This window comes from Arthrobacter sp. MDT1-48-3 (assembly GCF_054511015.1).
On record NZ_JBTNDL010000009.1, the window covers coordinates 30702 to 44068 of the forward strand.

10 protein-coding genes and 2 pseudogenes are annotated in these 13367 nt (G+C 62.4%); 7 read left to right on the forward strand and 5 right to left on the reverse strand.

The features are described from left to right. Positions 1-4: 4 nt before the first annotated feature. Both ACX80L_RS15475 and ACX80L_RS15480 read right to left on the reverse strand, forming a co-directional pair. Positions 5-592 (reverse strand): hypothetical protein, encoded by a 588-nt coding sequence (locus tag ACX80L_RS15475; protein WP_459290731.1) that lies wholly within the window; start codon positions 590-592, stop codon positions 5-7. Positions 593-595: 3 nt separating this feature from the next. After that, a complete protein-coding gene (locus ACX80L_RS15480) occupies positions 596-1255 on the reverse strand; it encodes a ParA family protein (RefSeq protein ID WP_459279112.1) in 660 nt (219 codons plus the stop codon). A 2500-nt stretch (positions 1256-3755) separates the two neighbouring features. Here ACX80L_RS15480 and ACX80L_RS15485 point away from each other — a divergent pair. Both ACX80L_RS15485 and ACX80L_RS15490 read left to right on the forward strand, forming a co-directional pair. Continuing rightward, a complete protein-coding gene (locus ACX80L_RS15485; RefSeq protein ID WP_459290851.1) occupies positions 3756-4088 on the forward strand; it encodes a transposase in 333 nt (110 codons plus the stop codon). Beyond that, a pseudogene (locus ACX80L_RS15490) lies at positions 4076-4939 on the forward strand (IS3 family transposase); the annotation flags it as partial. The gene ACX80L_RS15485 and the pseudogene ACX80L_RS15490, both read left to right, overlap by 13 nt. Before the next feature lie 146 nt (positions 4940-5085). Here the strand turns inward: ACX80L_RS15490 and ACX80L_RS15495 are convergent. After that, positions 5086-5826, reverse strand: a complete 741-nt coding sequence (locus ACX80L_RS15495; RefSeq protein WP_459290733.1) for an alpha/beta fold hydrolase — start codon at positions 5824-5826, stop codon at positions 5086-5088. A gap of 109 nt (positions 5827-5935) precedes the next feature. Between ACX80L_RS15495 and ACX80L_RS15500 the strand changes: the two are divergent. Together ACX80L_RS15500 and ACX80L_RS15505 are read left to right on the forward strand one after the other, a co-directional pair. Then, a pseudogene (locus ACX80L_RS15500) lies at positions 5936-6635 on the forward strand (helix-turn-helix transcriptional regulator). 161 nt (positions 6636-6796) lie between these two features. Further along, a complete protein-coding gene (locus ACX80L_RS15505; protein WP_459290735.1) occupies positions 6797-7075 on the forward strand; it encodes a helix-turn-helix domain-containing protein in 279 nt (92 codons plus the stop codon). A gap of 82 nt (positions 7076-7157) precedes the next feature. Here the strand turns inward: ACX80L_RS15505 and ACX80L_RS15510 are convergent, their stop codons facing one another. Continuing rightward, positions 7158-7322, reverse strand: a complete 165-nt coding sequence (locus ACX80L_RS15510) for a hypothetical protein (protein WP_459290737.1) — start codon at positions 7320-7322, stop codon at positions 7158-7160. 321 nt (positions 7323-7643) lie between these two features. On the opposite strand from ACX80L_RS15510, the gene ACX80L_RS15515 reads away from it, so the two are divergent. After that, on the forward strand, positions 7644-8525 hold the full coding sequence (locus ACX80L_RS15515; RefSeq protein WP_133079950.1) for a manganese catalase: 882 nt from the start codon (positions 7644-7646) through the stop codon (positions 8523-8525). Between the two features lie 552 nt (positions 8526-9077). On the opposite strand, the gene ACX80L_RS15520 is transcribed toward ACX80L_RS15515, so the two are convergent. Then, positions 9078-10040, reverse strand: coding sequence for a pilus assembly protein TadG-related protein (locus ACX80L_RS15520; RefSeq protein WP_459290739.1), 963 nt, complete (start codon positions 10038-10040; stop codon positions 9078-9080). A gap of 427 nt (positions 10041-10467) precedes the next feature. On the opposite strand from ACX80L_RS15520, the gene ACX80L_RS15525 reads away from it, so the two are divergent. Together ACX80L_RS15525 and ACX80L_RS15530 are read left to right on the forward strand one after the other, a co-directional pair. Further along, positions 10468-10941, forward strand: coding sequence for a hypothetical protein (locus ACX80L_RS15525; RefSeq protein ID WP_459290741.1), 474 nt, complete (start codon positions 10468-10470; stop codon positions 10939-10941). An 880-nt stretch (positions 10942-11821) separates the two neighbouring features. Further along, positions 11822-13297, forward strand: coding sequence for a hypothetical protein (locus ACX80L_RS15530; RefSeq protein ID WP_459290743.1), 1476 nt, complete (start codon positions 11822-11824; stop codon positions 13295-13297). Positions 13298-13367: the final 70 nt, after the last annotated feature.

Genomic DNA, 13367 nt, shown 5'->3' on the forward strand with positions numbered 1-13367 from the left:
TAGGTCAATAGCGCGGGTCGAGACCACAGGAAGCGCGGATCTCGTTCTCCGTCACTCCCCCGAGCTCGTCCTGGTGCTGCAACAGCAGGTCGATGGCGGTACGAATCAGGGTGTTGTCCGTGATGCGTTCCGGGCCCTTCTTCCCCTTGTTGATCTTCATTCGGAGCGTCGTCAGAGCCAGCACCTGATCCCCGTAGACACGGACCTCCTTGCGGTCCATTTCCTCCCACGACGGCTTCTTCGCGGCTTTGGGCTCCGCCGCTGTGGCCCGCTCCCCCGCGGGCTTCTCAGGCTGCGGAGCCGCCTGCTTGGGCGCCGCTGGAACAGGCTCCTGTTGAGCGCGAGGAGCTGGCTCCGGGGCGGGCTCAACAGGCTCGGGAACCGCCTGGGTCGCCGGCCGGGTTGCTGATGGCTCCTGGAGCGCCGTAGCGACCGCTGACGATGGCCCGGCCGGCGCGGCTACGGGCAGAGTGGCTCCCACTCCCCTACCCGTGCTGCGATCTGCCTCGTCCTGTTGGTCGCGCTGCATGGCGGCAAGCATTTCCTGGCTGCCCTGGTTCAGCAGCCCCTTCAACCCCTTCTTGACCGCCATGATCTACCTCGTCTCCTGGTTGGCCCAGATGCTCAAGAGCTCCCGGGCAACGTCCTTGTAGTCCGCGCCGGCCTTTTCGGCCGCCCGCGTCTTGTCATAAGTGGTCACGACCTGACCGGTTAGCGGTGCACGCTCGTGCACCTTGTAGGACCGCACATACGACTTGCAGACCTTCAGGCCAGCGTCGCGTAGTTCGTCCTGGGCGTCCGTGGCATCGACTAGGGACCTCGAGTCGACCTTCGTGATGACGACCCGGTAGTCCACTCCCCCGGGCTCGACAATGCTCTTGAACGTGTTGACCAGAGGCAGCATGGCCAGTGCCGTTGGCTCGGTTGGCAGGATCACGAAGTCCGAATTGGCCACGACGGCCTTCAGGACCGCCATGTTCTCCAGGTTTCCGGGAGTATCGACGAAAATCGTGTCGTAATCCGCACCGCGTAGCTGAGCGAGGACCTCGACGTCAGTCTCCGCGACGACGTCGAAAGGCAGCCGGCGGTCATCAGGAAGCTCTTCCGCCGTGGTCGCCCACGAGGTGACGGACAGCTGCGGATCAACGTCCACGACTAGCACGCGTGAGTGCTCGGCGACCACCGACGCCAGGTTCATGACGGTCGTGGACTTACCGGCGCCGCCCTTTTGGTTGATGACAGAGACAACTCTCATGTCGCACGGATCCTTCGCTGCAATGACAATTGGTCCGGCTGCAGTAGGAATCTGCGTGCATTAGATGGAGCGGCCACAGGGGCCACCCAAGGTACGGAACTTACAGAGTTCCAGCTGTCAGCCGGCAAGCTAACGGACCCAACCTACCAGTGGACCCCTCCCCCACCTCGGAGGAACCGCCGGTGAGTTCCGACGTACCGAAGTCTGTAGGTTCGTACTTTCGAAGGTCCGAGGTGTCGAACTCCGGAACTACGAGAGTTCCGAGGGTTCAAGCTCGCCGCAAGATCCCACGCGCGCGCGAGGCACGACCGTCAGCCCGAACTTCCGAAGTTTGGCAGATTGGAAGAACGGTACTCCGGAGCTGGACCAGGCGTTGCACCGCCAGACTCCCGAGGTTCGTAGGTTGGCGGCCAAGTGTTGCTGAGGGGGCGGGAGCTCTGCCGAAACTCCGGAGTTTGCTGAGTCCGGAACTTTGGAAGAACGGGGCCTAGTCAACTCGTGGGTGGCTGACTGGCGAGGTGCGTGAGCTTGGACCGCTGAGCTGTGGGCGAGCTCACCACTGCCAAACTTTCGAAGTCCGGAAGGACCGAACTCGGACGAGGTGGGCTCTCATGGTCCCCTACTTCCGAGGTCTGGGGCTCTTCGCCAACGCGTGCTCGAATGTTGCACTACCGGACTCCGGAAGTTCGAAAGGTCCGAAGCCTGGGCATGCCTGGCCTCGGTGGCTACGATCTGCTGAGCGCAGGTGTTCCGCTCGATCTGGTCTTCTGCTACCCGTACTACCGAACTCCGAAAGTTCGGAAGAACCAAGATCCGGAACTTCCCGATTTAGGTGTTTACTGACTGGCAAGTCGAGGTCTGGGGCGGTTGCAGGTGCACCTAGCCGAACTTCCGAAGTCCGGAAGACACGAACCCCGGGTCTCTCTGAGTCTGCAGGCTCCGAACTGCCGAGTTGCGGAAGGCTGAACGGACAGAAGAGTGGGACGTCGGTACTGCCGAACTTCTGGAGTTGGGCAGTACCAAGCCCCGGTGCTGCTTGAGCCTGGCTGACCCCAAACGTGGGGGCCTAGAAGCTCGCCTGCATGCAGACATTCGCGCCCGTACTGCCGAACTTCCGGAGTTTAGAAGACGATGATGTCGGAGGTTACGAACTGCGGAAGTTCGGGAGTGCATTCTAGTATCCAGGCCGCCGGTGGCCGCCGCCAGTACCGAACTTCCGAGGTTCGGAGGTGCGATGCTTCGGCTGCCTCTGAGTAGATGGACCGGCCGCGTGGGGAGCGTTTGCTCGAAACGGTGGGGGAGGGGCTGGAATGACTCGCTGTGGGGCGGCCTGCGGGCGCTGCGACTTCGCAGCGGAGCGTCGGCGGTGGCTATGCCGTGAGGGCGTGAGCGGGCGAAGTAGAGCAATCCCGGGTACGGAAAAGCCCCGGCGGTGACGGCCGGGTCTTTGACATGCTGGCGCGCGACAGGGCCGGCGAAGGCTCTGCCTTGAGCTGTTCGTCAATCATCGTGCGGATCTGGCGCAGGGTCTCTGGGGAGAGGTCCGCGAGCTGACGTGCTGCCAACCGGCGCACGTTGTTCTCACGCATCGTCCTGAGCAGGTCGAGCTGAGACTCGATGCGGGCCGGTGCGTGCGGACGCCGTCTGCCATGTGGTCCGCGTTAGAATCCTGGATCCAGTCGGCCAAACGGACGGTACCGAGCGTGTAAACATAGAGACGACCGGAGCCTTCACCGATGGTTGTACTGGGTGAGAGCGCTCCTGAGTCAGCTCCGACATGGAGAGGTGAGTTAGTGATGACTCCGGCCCTTGCGCAGTGTTGCATTTGCCACAGCACAAGCTTCAGGTGAGGGATGGCTCCTGCCCGAGCGCTGGTTTTACCGGACGATTACCACCGAAGTCGGCCGCTACTGCTGCCCCAAGCACGCCAACAAAGCCTGATCAATCCCCGACCTGACAAGCTCACCGATTTGATGGCCTGTGTGTCAGGGTGCCGCGGTGAACAGGAGTTCACCGATCACCCAGTTAGGGTTTCAGGTACTTGCGGCGACCTCGTCCCTCTAGGGCTGATGCTCACACGCAGCTGAGAGGGAACCTGACGTGGGGGAGTAGACCGTCAGGGCCATGAACAAAGCCGCCAGGGTAGTGACAATCGACAGACCAATTCGTAGACCTTCAGGTTGGGCGGTGCGTCGGCGCCACCGAACCTTCAGTGCCAGAATACTCAGGCGCTGATGGCATTTCTTGTCACGAGGGAAAACCGGAGACGGGACTGTGTGGTGAACTGCACCCCGAAAGTTGGACCGCAATCTAGTCCCGACTTCTGAGGAGCCATCCCTTGTTCGAACGTAGTTCCCTTACCGAAGCCCAACGCGCTGAGGCAGTCAGGCTGTTCAACACCGGCCACGGAGCGAAGGCAGTACACACCAAGCTAGGTGTAGGGCTGCGCTCCATCGTGATCCTGTATGACCAGTGGCGTCTTCGTGGTGATGATGCTCTGGTGACTAGACCAGCCCGAGCGACCTTTACCTTTCTCTTCAAAGCCGAGATCGTTCGCCGCGCCCTCGACGGTGAAATCTACATGGATTTAGCGAAGGAGTTTAACCTCTCCTCAACCCGGCTCATCCAACGATGGGTCCAGCACTACCGTGACGGGGGCGACGAAGGCTTGCGTGGTAAGCCTCGAGGCAGACCGCGCACAAGCGATGGGAACACAAACGACCCGTCGGAGTTGGAGCGGCTACAGCAGGAGAACGAACGGTTGCGGGCGGAGAACGCCTACTTGGGAAAAGTACGAGCCTTGAGGGCACCCGGACGACGGTTAAGGTTCTAGCCGTCCTCGCTCTCAGGGCCAGTTTCCCGCTCAACCTGTTGCTGAACATCGCGGGACTACCTCGGTCGACGTTCTTCTACCATCAGTCCCGGCTTGCCCTACCGGATCAGCGGTCCGACCTCAAAGTCGCCATCGAAGTAGCCTTCTCGACCGCACGAGGCCGGTATGGGCACCGTCGCATCCATTTCGAGCTGACGAAGTTCGGATGGAAGGTAGCAAAGAAGACGGTGCTCAAGCTCATGAGGGAGCTCGGCTTGTTCTGCCGGATCCGGCGCCGGCGCTACAACTCCTACAAAGGTGAAGAGGGCCTCATCGCCCCGAACGTGCTCAACCGGGAGTTCACCGCTGATGCCCCGAACGAGAAGTGGGTCACGGATGTGACCGAGTTTCAGATAGGAGAGCGGAAGGTATATCTCTCACCGGTGATGGACCTGTTTGATCGGTCGATCGTTGCGTATACCTGGGGCACTTCACCAAGCCTCCCGCTCACAAACACGTCACTGCAGCAGGCTCTATCCACCCTGAAGAACGGAGAACGACCGCTCGTGCACTCGGATCAAGGCTTCCAGTACCAACACCAGTCCTGGCGACAAGTCCTTGCCGTAGCAGGAGCACGTCAGTCCATGTCCCGCAAAGGAACCTGCCTCGACAACGCCGTGATCGAGTGCTTCTTCGGGCACCTCAAAGAGGAAATGTTCCATCACAAGCGACACCCCAGCGTGGAGCTCTTCACCAAAGACCTGGAGGACTATATGCGCTGGTACAACAACGTCAGGATCCAACTCCGGCTGGGTGGTTTGAGCCCTACTGAGTATCGACAGAAAGCTTCCACCGTCTCAGCCACCGCGTAGTTCAGCCGATGGTGCGGTGTATGGGCAGCGTCGAGTGTTTCATCAGTGCCTTGAAGACGCAGAAGGGGCCAGCCGGATTCGGCTGACCCCTTCCGGCAAGCCAGATCAGATGTCACCTATCGGTGCAGCAAACCCGTCTTTTGATTTCAGTTGGTTTGAGAAGCCGCTGACTGAATGGCCGTGGCGAGGTCGCGGGGACGGCTCCACATAGGCCAGTGCCCGGTTGTGAGGTCAATGACGTCGAGGTGCTCGATGGTCGCGACTTCGGCAAACATGGGATGGCCTGCGCGGGTCAGCTCCAGCACCTGCGCACTCGGGATCGAGCAGCACACCAGGGTGGTCCGGACTTTGCGGCGGGCATCGTTCGTGAGCTCGACGGGCTGACGAAGCACGGGACCTGGCTGAGGGACGGCCCGGGCCCGGAAACGCTCGAGGATCTCTGAGCTTAGGCCTTCGAGGCTCGCCTGCTGCGCGAGGACGTCGAAAGACGGCAGTGGAAGCTCCTCCAAATCCTCCGGGAGGCCTGAGGCAAAGACACTTCCTGGCGCCACAGGGCCGGAGTCAACCCACACCACCCGATGAACAAGCTCAGGGTGGCGGTCAAGGACGAGGCTGACGGGGGCGTTCGCCCCACTGTGAGCGACGAGAGTTGCGGGCTGATCCTCGGAGACCCCAGCCCGGGTGAGGACATCTTCAATCGCTGCGGCTTGATCGTCGAGAGTCTTCACTGCACGCTCGGGATCGTCCCCGTCGAGACCAGGCAGTGTCATCGCGATGGCACGAGAGTGGTCGGTTGTCAGGTGTTCAAGGACTTCATCCCACGCCCAAGCGCCCAGCCAATGGCCAGCGATGAGGATGATGGTCGGATTGCTCGTAGTAGTTGTCATCTCACTACCCTCATAGGCACTGCGGGCAGGTGTATGTCACTATTTGTGTCATGAATTTTGTGCTGGCGCAGCGGTGAAGCGAATAGAGCGACTTCATGCCCTGTCCGAGATGCTGCGCCGTACCGGATCCCGGGGTTGCTCCGCCGAGCGGCTGGCCGGAGAGTTCGGGGTGTCGGTGCACACGGTAAAGAGAGACCTTGCTGCGCTCGAGAACAGCGGTGCGCCCGTTTGGTCGCGTCCGGGTCCAGGCCGGTGGCTACGGATTGGCTGTAGGTGCGTCCCTGCCGCCTGTCAGCCTGTCCCCAGCGCAGGCCGTGGCGCTCATGGCGGCCGTGTCCGCTGCACCCGAAGCTCCCTACGCTGATCTGGCAGCAGCCGGTATCCATAAGATCCTGGACGTCCTCGATCCCAGAACCCGAGCGCGAGCCGACGAGCTGGCCGGCCGCGTCTGGGTCAACGCGCCACCCTCCACTTCGCGCAGAATCAGGTCGACGTTGGAGGAGGCGATGACCGAGCAGCGGGTCATACGTCTTCTCTACACATCGGGAGACGGGGCCACAACCACCCGCGACGTTGAGCCAGTGCTGTTCGCCTCCACCAGCGGCCAGTGGTACCTAGTTGGGTGGTGCCGAATGCGCAACGCAATGCGATGGTTCACCGTGTCGCGCATCGAGCGAGCCACCGTAACCAAGACGGCCTGCAGCGGTCATACCATCCACGAAGTTGGAGAACCCCCAGTGAACGCCAGACCGGTGCACCGTCCGGGCGACAGAGTCACTCAAACCACCTTTCCAGCCGAAAACCTGTGACCACACCAGCAGCGTAAGCTCCTAATTAGTGGTCCAACTTTTGGGGTACAGTTCATGGTGTGGTTCCGTCTCCACCCATGTAAGGCGCGTTCCCACGTCGATCCGGCGTCGATCAGCAGCCGGTCAGCAGGGCAGCGTTTGGTGGCTGGAATGCTGGGTACATGACAGACCAACCCCAGGACGACGGGCAGCCCGATCAGCCGCCCAGGCCGCTGTGGTTCCTCACCCTGCAGCAGGTGGCCGACGAGCTGAACACCAAGCACAGCACCGTTCGGGCACTCATTGCCTCAGGGGATCTGCCTGCCATCCAGATCGGCGGTCGCGGCCAGTGGCGCATTGAGCGCACCAAGCTCAAGGACTACATCGCCGGCGCGTATGCCAAAGCCCGGACAGACATCGCCCGCGGCGACATCGACGTCGTTGGTGGGGCAGCGGAGTAGAGGACCACAGGGTCCGGGTTAGCTTCCGCCAGCAGACTCTGCGGGGTCGACCGGCGCTGCACCCGATCAACCGGCGCCGTTTCTAGGGTGACCGCTTGTTCTTGTCGGCCACCAGATGAAACACGTACCCCATACACCCGCCGAAGACGGCTCCGACGATCGGCCCGATTCCTTCAAAGATCAGCAGTCCGAGCACCGCGCCCACCACGACGCCAACAACGACGCTTAACAGCACACCTTTCTTCATGGTCCAGACCGTACGGGATGGTACCCGCGCTATCAATATCCAGTCTTACCTAGACCTTTAGGGCGGTTTTTCAACACCTCGGTAGTACCTGTGCCGGATGTGTCCACTGGATGAGTCACGGCCGCGGTCCGTGTGTAAGTACGCAGCAGAGAAAACTACACGTCGTGCACTTTTTAAGTGTGATTCCCAAGTCGTCAAGGGGCCAGGTAGCTCCACGACTGTGCCTTTCTCGTGCCCGTTCAGAAGGCGTAGCGTCGACAACGGGGCGCGCTGGTAGTGCCCTTATCTTCAGTGGTGTTTGACTGACGAAAGCGAGAACCAGTGTTTTTCCACAAGCAAGAGCTTCAGTACAAGGCCAGTCCGGACAAGCCGGATGCCGTCTACGCGCGGAAGCTGCAGGAGGTCCTGGGCGGCCAGTACGGTGAGATCACCGTGGCCCTGCAGTACAGCTTCCAGGCGTGGAACGCGCACATCCCCGGCAAGTACCGTGACCTGCTGTTCGGCATCGGCGCGGAGGAGATGGGCCACGTGGAGATGCTCGCGACGATGATCGCGCAGCTCCTCGAGAAGGCCCCCCTCGGGATCACCGAGGACGCGGTCCAGTCCGATCCGGCCATCGCTGCCGTGCTCGGCGGGACGGACATGCAGCATGCGATCGTCGCCGGCGCCGGCGCCCGGCCGGTGGACAGCATGGGCAACCCCTGGCAGGGCAGCTATGTCACGGCCAGCGGCAATCTGCTGGCGGATTTCACGGCGAACGCGAACGCGGAGATGCAGGGTCGACTGCAGGTGGCCCGGCTGTACCACATGACGGATGACCACGGGATCCGGGACATGCTCTCCTTCCTCCTGGCCCGCGACACCATGCACCAGAACCAGTGGATCGCGGCAGCCCGCGAACTCCAGGAATCGAAGCTGGAGGAACTCCCGGTGCCGAGCAACTTCCCGCTCAAGAAGGAAGCCAGGGAGGTCTCCTACCAGTACCTCAACTTCTCGGACGGCAAGACCGCCTCCGAGGGCAGCTGGGCGGCCGGGCCGACGCCCGACGGCAAGGGGGAGTTCACCTACCACGAAGGCCCCACCACCCGTGCCCCCATGCCGCCCGCAACCCACCCCGACTCACGCTTCTACGGCACCACGGAGATCCCGAACACCGTCGAGAAGATGGCCGGCACCGTGCAGGACAAGCTCAACCGCGAGTAATCACCTCCGGAGATGCGGGACGAACTTATCAAGCCGGGGCTGGCGGTTGTAGGGTCCGGGTTTGGTAGAGGAAGGGCATCGTTTTTGACGGATCGAAGCTAAGTGGCAGCTAGGGCTAAGGACTACGCGAAGGGCAACCCAGACAAGGGTTGACTAGGAGAAGACGAGGCAGTGACGTCCTCGGCGGACTCAAGGACCGCGACCGAGAGTAGTACGACCCGCCAGCTGACTTGAGGCCGGACCATCTTTCGGGGTGGTCCGGTCTTTTTCCTCACGCTTTGGTACTGGTGTTGTTCTTACCGTGGGAGACAGTGGTGGTTTTGGTGACATCGGTCTCTAGCGTGACGAAAACGTCTTCATGCCCAGCGGCGCCACCTTCGAGGGGCGACTCATCTCGCTCAACGCGATGATCACGGTCAACCGGGCGCACCTCATACACCCCGCTGAACGCGGCTTACACCAAACTAACCGGATCAAACGGGTCGGACGGGCCAGCGCAGGTTGGTAGGGGAGCGGGTCAGTCGGTTCGCGGGTTAGCGCAGGTTGATCCGTTCATTGGGTGAGGTGCACGGATCGTGCTCCGAGGTTCGGGCCGCCGAAGGTGAAGTCGGTATCGAGGGTTACGAAGCGTTGGAAGGAACCGATGATGCCCCTGCAGTTTCCAGTGCAGGAGGGGCTGTTGTTCCAGTTCAGGCCTGTCTGGCCGTTGCCGCCGAATTTCCAGCCCGTAATTTCGAACGCGGCGAAGCCGTAGATCTTGTACCAGCCATTGTTGCCGCTTCCTCCGGTGTCTTCGAAGACGGGAATCAGGATGGTCTGGTTCTTCATCGTTTCTAGTTCGTCAAGGCAAACTCCCGGGAAGCTGTTGCCGGTATCGCTGGCCGTGCGGGCGGTTGCTGTATCGACATTCACCGAACAGGCTCCCGCTGGGGTTTTCAGCCACCCGAACCCGCCCGGGATCGCATGGCCTGTCGGCCCGACGCAGGAGGGGCCGGTGTTGTACTGGATGAGCCGCGTGGTTCCTGTCAGAGCCGGATCGAATTGACACATCGAGAACGTCAGGGGAAGTATGGCGGGCCCCGCCGAGGGGCTTCCCCAGGCAGCGGACGCTGTGGCGCCGACCTCGGTGCTGTCGATGCCGAGAACAGGGGCGAAGAAATGTGCGAGGGCATGAGAGCCGTCCGGGTTCAGGGTGCTCGTTTTCACGGTGACCGTGTTCCCGGTGACGGTGGGGGTTGCCGTGGCGAAGTCATCCCTGGCGTTGCCGGAGGCCAGAGAGGAGGCTGTGGTGTTGATGGTGCCGCAGGCTCCGGCAGCACAGTGTTGGGCGACACCGAGGGCTGCTGCGTCAGCACCGTTTTGCAGTTCGGCTTTTTCCGCGTAGAGCATGCCAATGTCAACCACCAGGGCGGCGAAGCCGAGCAGTACAACCATCAGCAATGCGACGATGACCGCTACTGCCCCGCGCTCATCTGCGACGGGTTGAACCCGCGCAAGAGTAAGAGTGTTACGCATTGTGCCCCCATGTAGTGCTGGCCCTCCAGCGTGGAACCGAGCCCTTCAACCGTTTCATGACACGGGCAAGAAAACCCTGCAGCAGGCTGAAGGATCAGGGCAGGGTTAGCGCAGCGCAGGAGTAACGAAGGCCCAGATCAGATGTCACCTATTCGTGCAGTTAGACCCAACAGCAAAGGCGGCGACGTCGCCTCCGCGATGCATGCCTTCGACAGCACGTATTCACAACGCACACCTCTGACACTTCTAGGGCGCCTTTGTGATGCCTGTTCTTTAGGTGCGTCTCGAAGCTTGAGGGAATGCTCGGTTTGGTTGAAGGTTTGATCGCCCTGGGTTGAGGTGTGCCTGTCAGAGTAATCCCAGAACAGCACATTAGCGCCGCCCCGATCGGGAGCGACGACACACATACATTCTGGGGGAGTCAATTATGAACAAGACCAAGTCTTCGAAGAAGCGGATCGCCATCACCTCTGTTGCACTGGTCGCTGTCGGCGGCGGAGCGGCTTTCGCGTACTGGACGACCACCGGGGTCGGGACGGGCTCAGCCGAGACCGGCGACGCGGTCGCGTTCACGGTTGCCAGCTCTGCTGCCACGGGTGGGCCGCTGAGCCCCGGTGGCCCTACCCAGACGGTCGCGTTCACGGTCACGAACCCCGGCACCGGCGCCCAGCGCCTGAACAACGTCGAGGTCACCGTCGCCGAAGCTGACGGCGGCGTCTGGAACGACGTGGCGAACTGCTCCGCCGCGGACTACACGGTCTCTCCCGCTACCTTCACGGCCGGCGACATCGCCCCCGGCGCGACGAAGACCGGAACCGTGACGATCACCATGAACAACACGAACCTCAACCAGGACGGCTGCAAGAACGCTGCCGTGCCGCTGTACTTCGTCACCAACTAACCACTGTGCCCCCTCACCTCGGCTAGAACTGCAGCACTCGTTCCTGCCGCTTAGTGGGTCTTGGCTAGGTTTTAGCTGGGTACTAGTTGGTGCGAGCTGGTTCTGGTTGTGAATGTTCTGGGGAGTTCATGTGTCACCTGCAGGTCAGCCATCAGCTGTACCAATGGCCGGATCCCGTGTCGGGGTCCGGCCCCTGGTGGTGCTGTCAGCTGGTGGGTCAGCCCTAGTGGTGACCGTTTTGATTGCCGTACTGATGACTGTGTTGGCGGCCGTCGTCCTCGGTGTCCCGTCGGCTGTGGCTTTCTGGCAGAACACCGGATCAGGTAGCGCGACCGTGACCACCGGCACCCTCCCACCTCCTACGAATGTCACCGTGCCCGTCGGCACGGCCTCTGCTGCCGTGCCCGTTACTTGGGCCGCCTCAACCGGTGCTCTGACACCTGCCGGCTATTACGTCACCCGCACAGCAGCCACGGATGACAGCAGTACGGGTGGAAGCCGTACGGGCGGAAGTAATACGGGCGTGCTGGCGTGTGGGAGTGGGCCGACGAATCTGCTGTCGGGCACCTCGTGTACGGACACGGGTTTCACCGGTGCCGCTGACGGGACCTACCGGTACGCGGTGACCGCGGTTTACCGGTCCTGGACCGCGACCAGCACCCCTAGCAGTCCAGTCATTGTCACGGCACCGTCCCGTCTGGCTTTCGGCGTCGCTCCTTCCGATGTCAACGCTGGTGCTGTGATGTCCCCGCCAGTCACTGTCCGCCTGCAGGCGGTGAACGGGACGCCGGTTTCCCGGTCAGGGGTCCCGATCACGATGAGTCTGGCATCGAACCCCGGGTCGGGCAGCCAGCCGGCAACACTATCGGGCACTCTGACCGTGACAACTGACGCGCAAGGATTCGCGACGTTCGCCGATCTGTCCGTCGATCGAGCAGGCAACGGGTACACGCTGGTCGCTGCGAGTCCTGGCCTCGCATCAGCCACTAGCACGAGCTTCAATGTTTTCACGGCGGCGACGCCGGTCCCTGATCCGGACCCGGTCGTGGTAACCAAAGCCGTCTTCACGACCCCGCCCGTGTCCGGTGCGGCGGCCTCGACCGCGTCGATCGGGCCGCTGACTGTTCAGCGGCAGGATGCCTCCGGTAAGCCCGTCCCGGCTCCGGCTGGCGGAACGGTCGTGGCCCTGTCCTCGACCTCCAGCACCCGCGTGTTCTCGGCAACTCCCGGCGGGGCGTCGGTGACAACCCTGACCATCCCGGCGGGCGCATCCTCGATCACCTTCTACTACGGCGACTCGACAGCCGGTACACCTACCATCACCGCGGCGATCACCGGCCTGACGAGCGCCACCCAGACCGCAACCATGACCGCTGGCACCGCCAGCCTCGTGGTATTCACGACGGCACCGGTCACCGGAACCGTGTCCACGACCGCGACGACCGGCCCCCTGACCGTGGAGCGCCGGGATATTTTCGGGAACCCGGTCACCTCGGCAGCCCCGGTTGCCCTGACCCTGTCATCGAACTCCACCGGAACGACCGTGTTCTCCCCGAGCAGGGCTGGTTCCCCTGTCTCCACGATCACGATCCCGGCCGGTGCCTCGGCAGCCACGTTCTACTACGGGGACACCAGAAGCGGCACCGCGACCGTGACCGTGGCCGGCGCCGGGCTGACCAGCGCCGCCCAGGCCGTGTCGGTTGCGTCGACTACCGCAACGCGACTGGCCTACACGACACACATCACTCCACGGGCGGCGTCCGCTGCAGCGACGGCCGACCCCATCACCGTCCAACGCCAGGACGCGACCGGCAACCCTGTCCCCGCACCAACCGGTGGTACGACAATCACCCTGAGTTCCACCTCGACAGGAACACGGGTCTTTTCCACCGCCTCCGGCGGTGCGTCGATCACAACAGTGACCATCCCCGCCGGATCCTCGAGCGCAACCTTCTACTACGGGGACACGCGGGCCGGCACTCCTACCCTTACTGCGACCAGCACTGGCGTGTCAGCTATCTCCCAGAGCGTGACCATCACCCCGGCCGCAGCAACTCGACTGGTCTTCGGACAGCAGCCCACCAACACCACACGAGGCTCGGTCATCACACCAGCGATCACCGCGAGCATCCTCGACCAGTACGGCAACCAGACCACCAGCACCGCAGCAGTCACGATCAGCAAAACCAGCACGCAGGGCCCTGACCTTGGCGGAACAATCACCGTCAACGCCATCAACGGCGTCGCCACGTTCAGTAACCTCACCGTCCGAGGACCCGCACGCTCCTACACCCTGATCCTCACCGGAACCGGGCTCACCACCTCCGACCCCAGCACACCCTTCAACGTCAACTAGAGCCCGCTCATCACCCGAGGCTCTGGTCCTGCAAGCGTAATTTGGTCCCTGCGCGACACCTGATACAGAT